Consider the following 15886-nt stretch of genomic DNA (forward strand, 5'->3'; position numbering starts at 1 on the left):
GAGGTGCTTGTCAAGGCACGCTTTCCCGCCTTGACAAGCACCTCCGCGCCGTAGTCACAATCAAGCTTCGGGGTGCCCGCCGCGACCACCGCGGCGCAATGTCGCCGCCAGGCGACGAGCCGAACCCCAAACCCCTCACAAATCCAACGCAGCCCTCAACGCCACATCGATCTGCTCCTGGACATCCGAATCCACCTCGGCGATCCGCTCCGCCAGCCAGGGCCGGTAGAGCCGGGTGAGGTTCAACGTGGACACCCAATACCGGGCATCCACCGCCACCCCGAGAATGTCCTGCGGATCCCGGTCCAGCAGTTCGGTCCCGAGCAGCCAAGGCCGCTCGGACTCGTTCACCCCGTCGGACGACAGCAGCACCACGGTCCGCTGCCGCGAGGGATCAGTAGGCGGGTGGTAAGTCCAGACCTCACCCCTGCGCACGCATCTCCTTCTCCGCGGCCGCCCGCTCCGCCTCGTCCGCCTCGGCCGAGGGCGCGGCGGGAGCCCGCTGCGGGGTGTATCCGGTCCGGACCGCCTCGCGCCGAGCCGCCTTGGACAGCCAGGACGAGACCGAAATTCCGTGCGCTTTCGCGGCCCGCTCGGCGTACTCGAGCGCACCGGTGTCGAGCGAGAGTGTCACCTTACGCGTTGCCATACCTTTTACCGTACCACTCTCACAGCGTCGGCGACCTGCCCTCGAACGGGGTGGACAGCACGACGGTGGTCCGGGTGGACACCTTCGCGGCCTCGCGGATCCGCCGGAGCAGGTCTTCGAGGCCGAGCGGCGACGCGACGCGCACCAGCAGGATGTAGGACTCGTCGCCGGCCACCGAGTAGCAGGACTCGATTTCCTTGATGTGCTGGATGCGCTGCGGGTAGTCGTCGGGGGCGGCCGGGTCGTTCGGGGTGAGCGAAATCAGCGCGGTGAGCGGGAGGCCGATCTGCTCGCCGTCGAGCCGGGCGGTGTAGCCGAGGATGACGCCGCGCTGTTCGAGGCGGCGCACCCGCTGGTGCACCGCCGACACCGACAGCCCGACCCGTTCGGCGAGGTCGGTGAAGCTGCGCCGGCCGTCGGCGGCCAGTTCCTGCACGATCGCCTGGTCGAGCGGCTCCAGTGCGCTCATGCGTCCAGCACGACCAGTTCGTGCGGCCGGGTGTTCACCGGTTCGACGCCCGAGTCGGTGACGAGCACGATGTCCTCGATCCGCGCGCCCCAGCGGCCGGGCTGGTAGATGCCCGGCTCGACGCTGAAGGCCATGCCCGCTTCGAGCGGCAGCGCGTTGCCCGCGATGATGTAGGGCTCCTCGTGCACGTCGAGGCCGATGCCGTGGCCGGTGCGGTGGATGAAGTACTCGCCGAACCCGGCGGCGTCGATGACGTCGCGCGCGGCCTTGTCGATGCTCTCGGCGGTGGCGCCGGGGCGGACCGCGTCGACGGCGGCCTGCTGCGCGCGCTGCAGCACTGCGTAGGTCTCGGCGACGTCGGCGTCGCGGGGTTCGCCGATCGAGTAGGTGCGGGTGGAGTCGGAGTTGTAGCCCTCGGGCACCGGGCCGCCGATGTCGATCACGACGACGTCGCCGCGTTCGATGACGCGCTCGGACACGTCGTGGTGCGGGCTCGCGCCGTTGGGGCCGGAGCCGACGATGACGAAGTCGGCGTGCGTGTGGCCCTCCTCGACGATGGCAGCGGTGATGTCCGCGCCGACCTCGGCCTCGGTGCGGCCGGCGCGCAGCCATTCGCCCATCCGCGCGTGCACGCGGTCGATCGCCGCGCCCGCCTTGCGCAGGGCTTCGATCTCGGCGGCGTCCTTGCGCATCCGCAGTTCGCGCACGATCGGCCCGGCGAGCGTCTGCTCGGCGTCGCCGAACGCGGCGCGCAGCGACAGCACGTGCAGCGCCGGGGTGAAGTCGCTGACCGCGATCCGGCCGGGCTTGCCGAGCCGGTCGGCGACCAGCCGGTAGGGGTCGTCGCCGTCGACCCAGGTGAGCACCTCGACGCCGAGTTCGTCGGTGGGCACGCCGGCGTAGCCGGGGGCCTCGAGCTTCGGCACCACGAGCGCGGGCGTGCCGTCGGCGGGCACGACGAGAGTGGTCAGCCGTTCGAACGAGCCGCCCGCCTGGCCGAGCAGGTACCGCAGGTCGGAGCCGGGCGCGACGAGCAGCGCGTCGGTGTCGGCGGCCGCGGCCGCTTTCGCGGCGCGGTCGAGACGGGCGCGGAGCGCGGCGGCATCGGGGGACGGCGTGTGGAGGGATCGGCTCGACATGACGCCGAGCCTAGTACCGGCGGTCCCGCGCAGCCCGCCCGTCCTCCCCAACCCGGCGCGCCGCCCGGGACGGGCTTCTCGCGGGAATCTGCGTCGTTCCCGGACGTCGGCCGTCGCGGGAGCGGACGCGCCAGTGCCGCGTTCGGCGCCGATCCGGGCCGGACGTGGCAGGCTGTGCGGGTGACCGGACCACTCGCCCTCCTCGATTCCGCGAGCCTCTACTTCCGCTCGTTCTACGCGCTGCCCGATTCGATGACCGCGCCCGACGGGACGCCGGTCAACGCCGTGCGCGGGTTCACCGACACGATCGCGCGCATCCTGACCGACCGTCGCCCGTCGCGGCTGGTCGCCTGTCTCGACGCGGACTGGCGGCCGAAGTTCCGCACCGACCTGCTGCCGAGCTACAAGGCGCACCGGGTCGCGGTGCCCGGCGACGGCGAGGCGGACGTCGAAGAGGTGCCCGACACGCTCACCCCGCAGGTGCCGATCATCCTCGAAGTGCTGGAGGCGTTCGGGTTCGCGGTCGCGGAGGCGGAGGGCTACGAGGCGGACGACGTGATCGGCGCGCTCGCGACGCGGGAGAAGGACGCGCCGGTCGAGGTGATCACCGGCGACCGGGACCTGTTCCAGCTGGTGCGGGAAGAGCCGACGCCGACGTCGGTGGTGTACGTCGGGAAGGGCTGGGCGAAGGCGGAAGTGCTGGGGCAGCGGGAAATCGCCGAGAAGTACGGCGTTCCGGCCGAGCACGCCGGGCCCGCCTACGCCGACATGGCCGCCTTGCGCGGCGACCCGTCGGACGGGCTGCCCGGCGTGGCCGGGATCGGCGAGAAGACCGCGGCGAAGCTGATCACCCAGTTCGGTTCGCTGGAGGACCTCGTCGCCGCCGCCTCGGCCGGGGATTCGCGGGTGCCGTTGAAGACGCGGCTGCGGCTTTCCGAGGCCGCGGACTACCTTGCCGTCGCGCCCACCGTGGTGCGGGTCGCGGTGGACGCGCCGGTCGTGCAGTCCGGCCCGGACGCGGTGCCCACCGCGCCCGCGGATCCGGAGCGCGTGGCGGAGCTGGCGGAGCGGTGGAACCTGGGCCGTTCGGTCGAGCGCCTGCTGGCGGCGCTGCCCGGAGCTTGATCGTCCGGGAGGAACCCTCCCGGACGATCAGAAGTGCGTGCCGGTCCAGGGCTGGACCCCGGTCCGGAACAGCGCGTCCACCCGGGCCACTGTTTCCGCGCTCGCGCCGGTGATCCTGCCGGACAGCGCGAGCGGACCGGCTTCCCAGGCGCCGAGGTACAGCATCGCCAGGGTGTCGACGTCCAGTCGCAGATCGGCGTCCGCCTCGGTGCGCTCGGCTCCGCCGCTGCCGACCCGGTACCGGCCGCGGTTGTCCGGCAGCATCCGGTCGTCCACTTCGAACACCACCGGTTCCGCGGCTCCGTACGCGCGAGCTGCGAGAGCCGCCTGCACGTCGATCAGCCGCAGCCACAGTTCGTCGTCCAGGCCGACGGTGTGCGCCCGGCGCGGGTCGACGAGCAGCAGGCCGACCGGATCGTCCACTGGGCGGCCGCGCACGTTCACGACCTCGATCAGGTCCACCGACAGCAGGAACCGCCACAGCCCGGCCAGCGCTTCCGGGCTCGCCGCGTGCATGTCGTGGACTTCGAGCGCGGCGCCGCGTTCCGGGTCGAGATAGGTGTTCTGCGGCACGACCTGGAAGACCGCGAAGCCGTCGTCCCCATCCGGTCCACTGTGGACAGCGACGCGGCGGTTGCCGCCGTCCGGGTAGAGGTGCCAGTTGAACGCGATCGGCCACCAGAGTTCCGGGCGGGCGATCATGCCCGGGCGATGCGTGCCGATCCGTTGGTACAGCGCGGGAATCGTCGCGATCGCCTCGTCCGTGGACAGCAGCCGGACCCGGCCGGGGGCGACGACGGTTTCGCGCAGCGGGGCCGGTTGCCGGACCTGGAGAGTGGCCATCCGGGTCGCGACGCCGTAGCCGAAGCGGCCATAGATCAGAGCTTCGCTCGCGTGCAGTGCGGCGACGACGTGGCCGCGCTGCGCAAAATCGTGCAGTTGCCGGTCCATCATCGCGGTGAGCACGCCCCGGCGGGTCCAGTCCGCTCGGACGCCGACGCCGTCGACCGCGGCCATCGGCACCGCACCGCCGCCGGGGACGGCGAGTTCGGTGGCGAACGAGCTGGCGATGCCGATGGGTTCGCCGTCGTGGAACGCCCCGGTCCGGCCGTCCGCGGTCCAGGAACCGCCGACCTTCGCCCAGCGCTCGTCCGAGGGCGGGTTTCCGTGCAGGGACCGCACCAGAAGGTCGAAAGTCGCGCGGCTTTCGGAGTCGGTGATCTGGCGTACCACGTAGTCGCTCATGATCCGATTGAACCAATGCGCACGCGGTGCGGCTATCGGATTTAGCGCGGCGGGATCACTGCGGCGGGTCGACGCGGTACTTGCCGTCCGTCCCGGTCACCGTGATGGGGACGTGTTTCGTCGTGCCCGCGATGTCCACAGTGCACTGAAAGCGCGAGCCGTCGGCGACGGGTTGCCGGTCCGGGCAGGACACCGCGCCGACGTTCGCCATCTTGTAGTCGTCGGTGAGCAGCCGGGTGACGGCCGAGGCCATCATCCGGGAGTCGAATACACGCATCGCCGAGGTGGGGCTGGGCGCCGGGGACGACTCGACGCCCGGCTGCTGCGCGGGGCTGCTCGGCGTGACGGTGACGGTGCGCACCGGGGGCGGGGGCGTCCCGTTGTCGCAGCCCGCGGCGGCGACCATTCCCAAGCCGCACAACAACAGCACTCGCACGGCGCGCATCAAACCCGCTCCTCTGCGCGAAACGTCTGGTCACCGGTCAGAAGAACGTACCGCACCACACCGATTCGCGCGTGCCGAAGAGAACATCGGCGGCCTCGGGCGCGGCCGGGTCGAGCACCTCGATCCGGCCGGTGGCGGCGAGCGAGGCCGCGCTCCAGGTTCCGAAGTAGAGCATCGACAGCGTGTCCGCGGAAAGCCGCAGCGCCGGTTCCGCGTCGGTGCGGGACGCGCCCTCGGGACCGACGAGGTAGCGGCCTTCGTTCGCCGGCAGCGACCGGTCGGAGACTTCGAGCACGACGGGTTCTGCCGGGCCGTAGGTGCGGGCGGCGAGTGCTGCTTGCACGTCGACCAGCCGCAGCCAGCTTTCGTCCTCGGTGCTTTCGGTTTTCGCCGCCCGCGGGTCGGTGAACAGCAGCGCGTGCGGTTCGTCGAGCGGGCGCATCGGGAGCACGATTTCGTCGACCAGGTCGACCGACAGCAGGAACCGCCACAGCCCGGCGAAAGCGGCCGGGTCGGCGTAGCTGAACTCCATCACCTGCAGCTTCCCGTTGTCGTGCGCGGCGCCCTCCTCGACGTGGTAGATCACGTAGCCGTCGGTGCCGTCCTGGCCGCGGTGCACGGCGGTCTGGACGAGTTTCGCGCGGCGGCGCAGCTGCCCTTCGAACCCGGGCCAGTAGTTCTCCGGCCGGGTCATCGCCGCGACGTGGCCCGTCGCGTTCGCGGCGTAGAGTTCCGGCCAACGCGGGGCGGCCTCGTCGATGCCGAGGACGGTCACCTCTCCCCCGGCAGGCACGTCCGGCCTCAATCGAGCCCGGTGCTTCTTCACCACGACCTGGTTCGCGAGGGTCGTGACGCCGTAGCCGTAGCGGCCGTAAATCGTGCCCTCGGACGCGTGCAGCAGCGCGAGCGCGACACCTCGCTCGGCGAAGTCCGCCAATTGCGCGGCCTGCAGCGCGCTGAGCACGCCGCGCCGGGTGCGTCCGGCGCGGACGCCGACGCCGGTGACCGCGGCCAGCGGGAGCCGCTTTCCGCCGGGGACGACCATTTCCGAGTCGAACGAGCGGGCGGTGCCGATCAGGTCCGGTCCGAACACGCCCAGGACGCGGCCGTCCTGGTGCGCCGCGGAGGCGCGTTCCCATTCTTCGTCGGTGCCGGGCTGGACGTGCAGCGCGGCCCGGAACAGGTCCCAGGCCGCGCGGTGCTCGTCGGGGCGGAGGGTCCGGACGGTGTGGTCGCTCATGCCCCGATCATTGCCGGGGCGGGCGCCGCGCCGCCACTGAATTCACGGGCGTCACTTGGCGGCGGGCGGCGAGACCTCGTAGTTGCCGTCGGTGCCCTTAACGGTGATCGGGACCTGCTGCGGTGTGCCGTTGATGGTGGCGGTGCACTCGAATTTCGCGCCGTCCTCCACCTTCTGGTCGGCCGGGCAGGTGACTCCGCTGACGCCCTGGATCTTGTAGGTGTCGGTGAGCAGCTTCGCGACGTCGGTCTGCATCTGGGTGTTGTTGAAGACCTGGGTCTTGAAGAAGCCGGGCGCTACGAAGCCGAGGATCGCCACGACGGCCACCACGACGACGAGTGCGCCGATCCCGATGAACAGGCCCTTCTTCGACCCGCCCGAGGAGGCCGGCGCGGCTCCGCCGGGCTGGCCGTAGTCGTACTGGCTGGGCTGCTGCTGGCCGCCGTACTGCTGCGGGTCGCCATAGGACTGTTGCTGACCGTAGGAGGGCGGCTGCTGCCCGTACTGCGGCTGCTGGCCCCATTGGGGCTGCTGCGGCGGTTGCTGCGGGTAGCCGCCGGGCTGCTGGCCGTACTGCGGGTCCTGACCGTAGGGCTGCTGGCCGTACTGCTGGGGCGGGTACGGCTGCTGCTGCGGCCCGCTTTGCGGGTACGCGCCGCCCGGCTGCTGCCCGTAGTGGGGGTCCTGGCCGTAGGGCTGTTGCCCGTACTGGGGCTGCTGCCGCGGGTCGTTGCCGCCATACGGCGTGCTCATCGTTCGCCTCCGCCTTCGTCTGTCCGCATCCGCAGGCCGGGCCGCGGGTGTCGTGCGCGATCCAACCACAGGTCTGAACCTGGCACACCTGTCCGCGCGCAGTCGCCGCCAAGGTGTGCCCTCGCGGTCACGCCGCGCCCGCGGCCACGACGCCGCGGCGCAGCGCCCGGACCGCCTGCGCGGCCGCCGAGCCGACCGGGTCCTCCTTGCCGAGGACGTCGCGGATCTGGTCGAGCAGGTCGATCACCTGCCGGCACCAGCGGACGAAGTCGCCCGCGGACAGTTCCTGCCCGTTGGTCTCGGCCGCGGTGAGGACCTTCTCCAGCGATTCGCCGCGCGCCCAGCGGTAGACCGGCCAGGCGAACCCCGCGTCGGGCTCGCGGGTGCGCTCGAGGCGGTGGCGGCGTTCGTCCTCGGTGAGTTCGACCCACAGCCTGCTCGTTTCCTGCCACGCACCGGGGACCGCGCCGCCGGGCAGGCGGGGTTCGCCCGCGGTGTCGCGGCGGGCCTCGAACACGAGCGTGGACACGACCGCGGCGAGTTCGGCCGGGCCGAGGCCGTTCCAGACGCCGTGCCGGATGCATTCGGCGGCGAGCAGGTCGGATTCGCTGTAGAGCCGGGTGAGGCGGCGGCCGTGTTCGGTGACGCGGTCCTCGCCGTCGCCGGGGCGGACGTAGCCGCGTTCGCTGAGCAGACGCAGGATCCGGTCGAACGCGCGGGCGAGCGAGTGGGTGGTGGCCGCGACTTTCCGTTCCAGCTGCTCGGTTTCGGCGGCGAGGCGCTGGTAGCGCTCGACCCAGCGGAGGTTCGCTTCGCGTTCGGCGAGGCCGTGGCACGGGTGGGCGCGCAGGGCTCGGCGCAGCGAAGCGAGTTCGGCGTCGTCGGCGGCCGCGGTGCGGCGGCGCTGGCGTCCGGGCAGGGCGATGCCGGAGTCGCGCAGCGCCGAGGCGATGTCGCGGCGGGTCTTGGGCGAGCGCAGTTCGAGGTGCTTGGGCAGGCGGATCCGCCCCAGCGCTTCGACCGGGGACGGGAAGTCGGCCGACGACAGCGGTCCGGACCAGCGGTCCTCGGTGACCACGACCGGCCGCGGTTCGCGGATCGGGTCGAGGCCGGGGTCGACGACCACGGCGAGCCCGGCGCGGCGGCCGGCCGGGACCGCGATGACGTCTCCCTTGCGCAGTTTCTCCAGCGACTGCGCGGTTTCCGCGCGGCGGGAGGACGTGTTCTGCCGCGACAGGGTCTTCTCGCGGGCGGAGATCTTGGCGCGGAGTTCGACGTACTCGAGCATCTGGTCGAAGTCGCCGGTGATCGCCGCGCTGTAGCCCTTGAGGGCTTCCTTGTTGCGTTCGATCCGCCGCGCGGTGCCGACCACCGACCGGTCGGCCTGGAACTGCGCGAACGACTGTTCCAGCAGGTCGCGGGCGGCGTCCGCGCCGACCTGGGAGACCAGGTTGACCGCCATGTTGTAGCCGGGCCGGAACGACGAGCGCAGCGGGTAGGTGCGGGTGGAGGCGAGCCCGGCGACGGCCTTCGGGTCGACCCCGGGCTGCCAGGCGACGACGGCGTGGCCTTCGATGTCGATGCCCCTGCGGCCGGCGCGGCCGGTGAGCTGGGTGTATTCGCCCGGGGTGAGGTCGACGTGCGCCTCGCCGTTGTATTTCACGAGCCGTTCGAGCACGACGGTGCGGGCGGGCATGTTGATGCCCAGCGCGAGGGTTTCGGTCGCGAACACGACCTTGACCAGGCCGCGGACGAACAGTTCCTCGACGGTTTCCTTGAACGCGGGCAGCAGCCCGGCGTGGTGGCCGGCGAAGCCGCGTTCCAGCGCCTCGCGCCATTCCCAGTAGCCGAGCACGCCGAGGTCGCCTTCGGGCAGGTCGGCGGTGCGCTCGTCGACGATCCGGCGGATCTCCTCGACCTGCTCGGGGCCGTTGAGCCGCAGGCCGGAGCGGACGCACTGGGCGACCGCGGCGTCGCAGCCGGCGCGGGAGAAGATGAACACGATCGCGGGCAGCAGCCCGGCGTGGTCGAGCCGTTCGACGACGTCCACGCGCGACGGCGGGCGGAACCTCGGGCCGCGCGGCGGGGCTCCCCGGCGGCCGCCGCGCGGACCGCGGAAGGCCGGCGCGAACCGGCCGAGGTCGTCGGTTTTGCGCAGCAGCGTGGGGTTGATCCGCAGCTGCTCCCCCGGGTCGGCCTCGTTCTGGCCGGCGAACAGGTCGAGCAGCTGGTTGCCGACGAGCATGTGCTGCCACAGCGGGACCGGGCGGTGCTCGTCGACGACGACGGCGGTGTCGCCGCGGACCTCGACCAGCCATTCGCCGAATTCCTCGGCGTTGCTGACGGTGGCGGACAGGCCGACGACGCGGACGTGTTCGGGCAGGTGGAGGATCACTTCTTCCCAGACCGCGCCGCGGAAGCGGTCGGCGAGGTAGTGGACCTCGTCCATGACGACGTAGCCGAGCTCGGGGATGGCGGAGCTGCCCGCGTAGAGCATGTTCCGGAGCACCTCGGTGGTCATGACCACCACCTGGGCGTTGCCGTTGATCGAGGTGTCGCCGGTGAGCAGGCCGACGGCGTCGTTGCCGTAGCGCTCGACGAGGTCGGCGTACTTCTGGTTCGACAGTGCCTTGATCGGCGTGGTGTAGAAGCATTTGCGGCCCTCGGCGAGGGCGAGGTGGACGGCGAACTCGCCGACCACGGTCTTGCCCGCCCCGGTGGGGGCGCAGACCAGGACGCCGTGGCCCTCCTCGAGCGCTTCGCAGCCGCGGATCTGGAAATCGTCGAATTCGAAGGCCGATTCGGCGGAAAACCGGGTCAGCTGGGGGTGCTTGGCGCGGCGACGGGAGGCAGCGTAGGCCTCGGCCGGCGATGGTGAAGGGCTAGTGGCCACTCCGTCAGGGTTCCATACGCCACCGACATTCCGCACGCGGCGTGCGCAACGCCCTCGTGACCGGCGGTGCCGGTTCCCGTCACGAGACGACGGTGAGCGCGGAGGGCACGCAGACGGCTTCGGCCGGGGCTCCGCCCTGGTCCTCGCCGTCGGCGTAGACCGGCCAGCCGGGGGCTTCGATCCGCAGCGTGCGGGTGCGGAAAGTCTGGACGCTGGGCCGTCCGACGTGCTCGCCGGTGCGCAGGTGCGGGAGCATCCGCAGCAGGCGGGCGCGGCCGGGGGCGCCGATGACCGTGACGTCGAAGAGGCCGTCGTCCGGGGTCGCGGCGGGGCAGACGGGGATGCCGCCGCCGTAGTACGGGGTGTTGCCGGCGGCGACGAGGGTGGCTTCGAGTTCGAGGGCTCCGTCGTCGGTGTGCAGCACGATCGGGCGGGGCTTGAACGCGGCGAGTTCGGCGAGGATCGCCAGGTCGTAGCGGCGGGGGCCGGCGGGCCAGCGCATCGCGTTCGCGCGGGCGTTGACGGCGGCGTCGAATCCGGCGCACAGCACGGTGGCGAACCAGGTGTCGCCGAGGCGGCCGAGGTCGAGGGTGCGGCGGCGCCCGGCTCGCAGGGCCTTGGCGAGGGCGTCGGCGGCGGCGCGCGGGTCGGGCGGGACGCCGAGGGCGCGGGCGAAGTCGTTGCCGGTGCCGGAGGGGACGAGGCCGAGCGCGACGCCGTGGTCGGCGCAGAACTGGACGCCCTGGTGGGCCGCGCCGTCGCCGCCGAGAACGATCAGCACGTCGAGGCCTTCGGCGTGCGAGGACCGCATGAGCGCGCGGGATTCCTCGACGCTGGTGGCGACGAGGAGGTCGAGCCGGTCGACGGCGGGCCGCAGCCGCGCGGCGACCGCTTCGGCGGCGCGGGCGGCCGCGCCGCGCCCGGAGGCCGGATGCACGGCCAGTGCTGCGTTGAGGCCCACGGTCAGGTGATGTCGTCGATCGAGCCGGTGCGGCCGGAGGCGGGCTTCTGCGCGGCCGGTTCCTCGCCGTCGGCGGTGGTCGGCGTGTAGTGGAACGGCGCGGCCTCGTCTTCGGCGAGCTGGTCCCAGCCCTCGTCGTGGCGGACGCGGTCGAGCTTGCGGTCGTGGAAGCGGGCGATCTGGATGGAGATCTCGAACAGCAGGGTGAGCGCGGCGGCGAGGCCGAGCATCGAGAACGGGTCCGAGCCGGGGGTGGCGAACGCGGCGAACACGAACAGCGCGAACACGATGCCGCGGCGCCACTTCTTGAGCTGCTGGTACTTGAGCACGCCGACGCGGTTGAGCATCACGACGAGCAGCGGGAGTTCGAAGCTGACGCCGAAGATCACCAGCAGCGACAGGATGAACGAGATGTACTTGTCCGCGGTGAGCGCGGTGACGAACTGGTCCTGGCCGAACCCGGCGAGCAGCGCGAGCGCGTGCGGGACGAGCAGGTAGGCCAGCACGGCGCCGGCGGCGAAGAGCACCGAGGCGAAGCTGACGAAGACCAGCGCGTAGCGGCGTTCTTTGGCGTAGAGGCCGGGCGCGATGAACGCCCAGATCTGGTACAGCCAGGCCGGGGACAGCAGGACCGCGCCCGCCGCCACGCCGACCTTGAGGCGGATCATGAACGCTTCGAACGGCACGGTCTGCAGCAGCCGGCAGCCGGGCTGGTCGCCGGCGAAGCGCTGCGCGGCCGGGATGGCGCAGTACGGGTGGGTCATGATGTCGCCGAGCGACGGGATCGGGCCGAGCCGCTGCTCGAACCAGATGAACCCGAAGATCGCGCCGATGACGACGAAAACGACCGCCCAGCCGAGGCGGCGGCGGAACTCGTAGATGTGCTCGATGAGCGTCATCGTGCCGTCGGGGTTTTTCCGACGGCTGCGCCGGCTCCGCTTGCTGGACCGGCTTCCGTTGCCGTTGGCGGCTTCCGCCACTGGTCGTTCCGTTCTCGTTCAGAGCCCGCCGGGGCGCGCCGCACCGGCGCGCCGCCGTGGACCGGGGACCGGGTGGTGCGCGCGGAGGGTCAGCTCGCGTTCTTCTGCGGCTGGTCGGACTGGGCCGCCTGCTGCTTCTTCAGTTCGTCGAGCTGGCGCTGGAGGTCGGCGACCTGCTGGTCGTGCGAGGTCTGCGCGGGCGCGGCGATGTGCCGGGTGTCGGCGGACTCGGCCTCGGCTTCGGCCTTCTGTTCGCCGGTCAGGTCCTTGGTCTCGGCCTTGAAGATCTTCATGGACTTGCCGATGGACCGGGCCGCGTCCGGGAGCCGCTTCGCTCCGAACAGCAGAACCACCACGAGCACCAGAACGATGATGTGCCACGGCTGCAGCGCGTTCATGGTCGTCTGCCCTCCTTGTCTGGGGTCTGTGCCGATGTTACTTGTTGCCGGGCGCCGGGCGGCGTTCGGCCACGGCCACACGGAGTGCCGCGGACCGGGCCCGGAGCAGTCCGGTCCGGTCGTGGGTGTCCGCACTGACCATGCTCATGGTGCGGCGGAAGCGGCGCAAGACTCCGGCGGTCCGTACCAGCAGCAGGGCCAGGACGAGCAGGCCGGCCGCGAGCAGCACATAGACGGGCAGGTACGGCACTGAAACCACCTTATCGGTCAGAGATGGACGTGAGGTGACGGGCACGCGCCACGGCGTCGGCGGCTCGGCGACCGACTGCGTGCGCGAGCGTGGCGGGGCTCTCCACCTGGGCTTCCCCGCCGAGGCTGAGCACGAGGCGGACCATCCAGGGCTCGTCGCTGTAGCGCATCGCGATGCGCAGCCGTCCGCCGTCGAGTTCGTCGAGTTCCTCGCACGGGTAGTACTCCGCGACCCAGCGCGCGTCCGGGTCCAGCACCAGATGCGCGACCCGCTGATCGGGACGGGCGGAGAAGACGCCGTCGGACAGGTCGGTGGGCCGCGCGTGGGCGGGCGGAGCCGCCGGTTCGTCCAGCACGGTGAGCGCGTCCACGCGGTCGAGACGGAAAAGCCGGACGCCTTCGACCCGCCGGCACCACGCTTCGAGGTAGCCGACGCCTTGGACGATGACGAGCCGCATCGGGTCGACGGTGCGCTCGGTGATCTGGTCGCGCGACGCGGTGTAGTAGCGCATCCGCAGCGCGCGGCCGTCCTGCAGCGCGCCCGCGATGGTCTCGCGGGTGCGGGCGGCGCGGGCGCCCTCGCGCACTCCTCCCCCGACGACGACGCCGGCCGGGCGGGCTTGCCCGGCGGCGTCCTCGATTTTGGCGATGGCTCGGCGGACCGCGTCGCCGTCCACGACGCCCGGAGTTTCGGCGAGCGCGCGCAGCGCAACCAGCAGCGCGGTGGCTTCGCCGCCGGTGAGGCGCAGCGGGCGGCTCATCCCGGCGTCGTGGGTGACGACGATGGTGTCGCCCTCGAAGGACAGGTCGATGAGGTCGCCGGGGCCGTATCCGGGCAGCCCGCACATCCACAGCAGTTCGAGGTCCTTGCGCAGCTGGCGCGGGGTGACGTCGAAGTCGTGGGCGGCTTCGTCGATCCGGATGCCGGGGCGGGCCAGCAGGTAGGGCACGAGCGCGAGCAGTCTCGGCATGCGTTCGCCGGAGGCGCTCATCGCCCGCTCCCCTGCCCGGCGCGGGCGAGCACGGCCTCGAGCCGGTGCTGCACGGATTTGGCCAGCACGTCCGGTTCGAGCACGAGCACGTCCGGGCCTTGCGCGGCGATCCAGTCGGCGGCCGATTCCGGGAAGTAGAGGCCGATCTCGATCACGTCGCCTTCCTCGCCCGCGACGGTCTCGCGGCCGACGACCTCGCCGCGGCGGCGGACTCCGGCGGCGCGGCCGTCGGCGACCCACAGCCGCGCGGTGGTGACCGGGGCCGGGTCCTCGCCGCCGCCGGTGACGGACACGAGCTGCATCAGGTTGACGCCCTCGGGCCGCACGACCGAGCCCGGTTTCCCGATCGCGGTGACCTTCCCGGTGACGCGGGAGAGCCGGAAGCAGCGGGGCGCGTCGCGGTCGCGGTCGTGCCCGACGACGTACCAGCGGGCCCGCCAGGACACCACGCCCCACGGTTCGAGCGTGCGGATGCGCCGCTCCGGGGAACCGCTGCGCCGGTACTCGAACCGGACCGCCTGCCCGGCCTGGACGGCGGCGAGCATCGGCGCGAACGCCGGTTCGGCGCGCACCCGCGGCTCGATCACGGTCGGCGCCTGGTCGTCGACCTCGACGCCGGCCGCGCGCAGTTTCACCAGCGCGCCCTGGGCCTGCCCGGTGAGTTCGGGCGAGTCCCAGAGCCGGACCGCGAGCCCGACGGCCGCCGCCTCGTCCGGGGCGAGGTCGATCTCGCCGAGTTCGTAGTCGCGGCGCGCGATGCGGTAGCCCTCGACCGGGTCGAAGGCGGAGTTGCGGCCGGTTTCGAGCGGGATGCCGAGTTCCCGCAGTTCGGTCTTGTCGCGCTCGAAGGTGCGGAAGAAGGCGTCGTCGCTGGCCGCGTCGGCGTACCCGGGCACGATCCCGCGGATCCGCTCCGCGGTGAGGTACTGCCGGGTGGAGAGCAGGGCCAGCACGAGGTTGACCAGCCGTTCGGCGCGTGCGGTGGACACCAGACGACTCTAGCTCTCCCCGCCGCGCGCGATCGTGAGGTCCAGCCTGCGCGCGTCGCGCCTGGTCAGGATGTGCGCGGCGAAGGGACCCTCCGCGCGCATCCGGTCACGCACCGCCGTTCCGGCGGGCCCGCCTGCCCGGATCGGGTTCCCTCTTACGGAACCAGCTTCGCCACGCGCCCGTTGGCTCCACTGGCCCAGCACGCCCCGGTCCACGTGCAGTCGACGGTGTCGAAACTGCCGTTGTCGAACGACGTCCAGTGCTGTCCTCCGTCGCGGCTCAGGTCGCTCCCGCCGGGCCCGACGGCGAGCACGGTGCCGCCTCGCCAAGCGAGCCCAGAGCGATAACCGGCGGGATGCTCCGGCGGAGTACGCCAGCTGCGCCCGCGGTCGCGGCTCGACGCGACAGCCGGACCGGGTGCGGTGGGATTGGCGTAGTCGCCGCCGATCGCGACGCCCTGCCACGGCGTGCGGAAGGCGACCGCGAAAACCCCGGCCGACGCGCTGCTGGGCAACGGCGTTTCGGCCGCGGTCCAGTGCCGTCCGCCGTCGCCGGAGTGGAGCACGCGTGCGTGCGCGCCTCCGCCAGTGGCAAGCCAGGCGTCGAACGGCCCGGACGTGGTGACGCACTGGCCGCTGGCCGCGAATCCGGCTTCTCCGGGCTCCGCGGGCGGGAAGGCGTCGTCCGGGATCTGCTTCCAGCTGCGGCCGCCGTCGAAGGTGGCCTGTACGCGGAACTTCCCGTCGACCGGGTCGCTCATCGCGAGGCCGCGCCAGGGGTCGAAGAAGGCGAGGCAGTCGTAGAAAGCGGCGGGATCGGGATTGCTGAACGTCTGCCGCCAGTGCTTCCCGCCGTCGTCGGTGCGGTAGATCCGGGAATCCGCGCCGGGTCCGATCGACAGCACGACGGCATGGTCGGCGTCGAAGGCCTCGATGTCGCGAAACTCGAGCTTCCCAGCATCCGGCGACCCCACCGGCAGCCAGGTGCGCCCGCCGTCGACCGTCCGCAACACAGTGCCCTGCGTCCCGCTAACCCACGCCACCCGCTCGCTCACCGCGGACAGACCACGGAACTGCGCCGCACTACCGGTAACCAGCACCCGCCACGACGGCAACGACGAGGCCGCGGCGACCCCGCCGAACGCCACCGACAACACCGCCAGCAGAACCAAAACCGTCCGGAACCCACGCATGCCGCAAACTCTGCCGCAGCCAGATGACAACTTTCGTCGGTTTCCCTACACGCGACACCGATTCCCACCCTCAGCCCCGGCTGACGCAACCACAACGCGGGATCGCGTCGGCGTGCGGAGGGGCAGTGTGCACGGCCCCCAGGCCGGGCGCACTGCCCCTCCGCAC

Annotated in this window: 17 protein-coding genes; 1 reads left to right on the forward strand and 16 read right to left on the reverse strand. The window is 72.0% G+C overall.

What is annotated here, in order from left to right:
- Positions 1-135 precede the first annotated feature (135 nt).
- The 4 genes from L942_RS39510 to L942_RS39525 are packed head-to-tail and all read right to left on the reverse strand — an operon-like array spanning position 136 to position 2257.
- On the reverse strand, positions 136-435 hold the full coding sequence (locus tag L942_RS39510; RefSeq protein ID WP_037370396.1) for a hypothetical protein: 300 nt from the start codon (positions 433-435) through the stop codon (positions 136-138).
- Entirely contained in the window at positions 422-649 is a 228-nt protein-coding gene (locus L942_RS39515) for a hypothetical protein (protein ID WP_037370398.1), read from the reverse strand. The genes L942_RS39510 and L942_RS39515 overlap by 14 nt, the downstream gene beginning before the upstream one ends.
- Positions 650-668: 19 nt before the next feature.
- Positions 669-1118: an Lrp/AsnC family transcriptional regulator gene (locus tag L942_RS39520; RefSeq protein ID WP_037370400.1), complete on the reverse strand. Its 450-nt coding sequence runs from the start codon at positions 1116-1118 to the stop codon at positions 669-671.
- Positions 1115-2257, reverse strand: coding sequence for a M24 family metallopeptidase (locus L942_RS39525; protein ID WP_037370402.1), 1143 nt, complete (start codon positions 2255-2257; stop codon positions 1115-1117). The genes L942_RS39520 and L942_RS39525 overlap by 4 nt, the downstream gene beginning before the upstream one ends.
- A 180-nt stretch (positions 2258-2437) precedes the next feature.
- On the opposite strand from L942_RS39525, the gene L942_RS39530 reads away from it, so the two are divergent.
- Positions 2438-3382 (forward strand): 5'-3' exonuclease, encoded by a 945-nt coding sequence (locus L942_RS39530; RefSeq protein WP_037370419.1) that lies wholly within the window; start codon positions 2438-2440, stop codon positions 3380-3382.
- Positions 3383-3409: 27 nt separating this feature from the next.
- On the opposite strand, the gene L942_RS39535 is transcribed toward L942_RS39530, so the two are convergent.
- The 12 genes from L942_RS39535 to L942_RS39590 all read right to left on the reverse strand — a co-directional run bounded on the left by L942_RS39535 (position 3410) and on the right by L942_RS39590 (position 15720).
- Positions 3410-4627 (reverse strand): GNAT family N-acetyltransferase, encoded by a 1218-nt coding sequence (locus tag L942_RS39535; RefSeq protein WP_037370405.1) that lies wholly within the window; start codon positions 4625-4627, stop codon positions 3410-3412.
- A 55-nt stretch (positions 4628-4682) separates the two neighbouring features.
- The gene (locus tag L942_RS42585; protein WP_063695844.1) at positions 4683-5072 is read right to left on the reverse strand and encodes a DUF4333 domain-containing protein; all 390 of its coding nucleotides are present in this window, start codon (positions 5070-5072) and stop codon (positions 4683-4685) included.
- A 37-nt stretch (positions 5073-5109) separates the two neighbouring features.
- Positions 5110-6312: a GNAT family N-acetyltransferase gene (locus L942_RS39545; protein WP_037370406.1), complete on the reverse strand. Its 1203-nt coding sequence runs from the start codon at positions 6310-6312 to the stop codon at positions 5110-5112.
- 51 nt (positions 6313-6363) lie between these two features.
- The gene (locus tag L942_RS39550; RefSeq protein WP_037370407.1) at positions 6364-7065 is read right to left on the reverse strand and encodes a DUF4333 domain-containing protein; all 702 of its coding nucleotides are present in this window, start codon (positions 7063-7065) and stop codon (positions 6364-6366) included.
- Positions 7066-7192: 127 nt separating this feature from the next.
- Positions 7193-9958, reverse strand: coding sequence for a DEAD/DEAH box helicase (locus tag L942_RS39555; protein WP_037370408.1), 2766 nt, complete (start codon positions 9956-9958; stop codon positions 7193-7195).
- Between the two features lie 79 nt (positions 9959-10037).
- A complete protein-coding gene (locus L942_RS39560; protein ID WP_037370409.1) occupies positions 10038-10919 on the reverse strand; it encodes a diacylglycerol/lipid kinase family protein in 882 nt (293 codons plus the stop codon).
- 2 nt (positions 10920-10921) lie between these two features.
- Positions 10922-11899, reverse strand: a complete 978-nt coding sequence (gene tatC / locus L942_RS39565) for a twin-arginine translocase subunit TatC (protein ID WP_037370410.1) — start codon at positions 11897-11899, stop codon at positions 10922-10924.
- 89 nt (positions 11900-11988) lie between these two features.
- Positions 11989-12297 (reverse strand): Sec-independent protein translocase subunit TatA, encoded by a 309-nt coding sequence (gene tatA, locus L942_RS39570; RefSeq protein WP_037370411.1) that lies wholly within the window; start codon positions 12295-12297, stop codon positions 11989-11991.
- A gap of 37 nt (positions 12298-12334) precedes the next feature.
- Positions 12335-12547: a bacteriophage holin gene (locus L942_RS39575; protein ID WP_037370413.1), complete on the reverse strand. Its 213-nt coding sequence runs from the start codon at positions 12545-12547 to the stop codon at positions 12335-12337.
- Positions 12548-12557: 10 nt separating this feature from the next.
- Entirely contained in the window at positions 12558-13538 is a 981-nt protein-coding gene (locus L942_RS39580) for a helix-turn-helix transcriptional regulator (RefSeq protein WP_037370414.1), read from the reverse strand.
- The gene (locus L942_RS39585; protein WP_037370416.1) at positions 13535-14527 is read right to left on the reverse strand and encodes a helix-turn-helix transcriptional regulator; all 993 of its coding nucleotides are present in this window, start codon (positions 14525-14527) and stop codon (positions 13535-13537) included. Before L942_RS39585 ends, L942_RS39580 begins: the two co-directional genes overlap by 4 nt.
- A 155-nt stretch (positions 14528-14682) precedes the next feature.
- Positions 14683-15720: a WD40/YVTN/BNR-like repeat-containing protein gene (locus L942_RS39590; protein ID WP_037370418.1), complete on the reverse strand. Its 1038-nt coding sequence runs from the start codon at positions 15718-15720 to the stop codon at positions 14683-14685.
- Between the last annotated feature and the right edge of the window lie 166 nt (positions 15721-15886).

It is taken from the genome of Amycolatopsis orientalis DSM 43388 (genome assembly GCF_000411975.1).
Classification (GTDB): Bacteria; Actinomycetota; Actinomycetes; order Mycobacteriales; family Pseudonocardiaceae; genus Amycolatopsis; species Amycolatopsis orientalis_D.

Excerpts from the sequence above, each read along its gene's own strand:
- L942_RS39515 (WP_037370398.1), bottom strand. The coding sequence starts at position 649 with ATGGCAACGCGTAAGGTGACACTCTCGCTCGACACCGGTGCGCTCGAG.
- L942_RS39520 (WP_037370400.1), bottom strand. The coding sequence starts at position 1,118 with ATGAGCGCACTGGAGCCGCTCGACCAGGCGATCGTGCAGGAACTGGCC.
- L942_RS39525 (WP_037370402.1), bottom strand. The coding sequence starts at position 2,257 with ATGTCGAGCCGATCCCTCCACACGCCGTCCCCCGATGCCGCCGCGCTC.
- L942_RS39535 (WP_037370405.1), bottom strand. The coding sequence starts at position 4,627 with ATGAGCGACTACGTGGTACGCCAGATCACCGACTCCGAAAGCCGCGCG.
- L942_RS42585 (WP_063695844.1), bottom strand. The coding sequence starts at position 5,072 with ATGCGCGCCGTGCGAGTGCTGTTGTTGTGCGGCTTGGGAATGGTCGCC.
- L942_RS39545 (WP_037370406.1), bottom strand. The coding sequence starts at position 6,312 with ATGAGCGACCACACCGTCCGGACCCTCCGCCCCGACGAGCACCGCGCG.
- L942_RS39550 (WP_037370407.1), bottom strand. The coding sequence starts at position 7,065 with ATGAGCACGCCGTATGGCGGCAACGACCCGCGGCAGCAGCCCCAGTAC.
- tatA (WP_037370411.1), bottom strand. The coding sequence starts at position 12,297 with ATGAACGCGCTGCAGCCGTGGCACATCATCGTTCTGGTGCTCGTGGTG.
- L942_RS39580 (WP_037370414.1), bottom strand. The coding sequence starts at position 13,538 with ATGAGCGCCTCCGGCGAACGCATGCCGAGACTGCTCGCGCTCGTGCCC.
- L942_RS39590 (WP_037370418.1), bottom strand. The coding sequence starts at position 15,720 with ATGCGTGGGTTCCGGACGGTTTTGGTTCTGCTGGCGGTGTTGTCGGTG.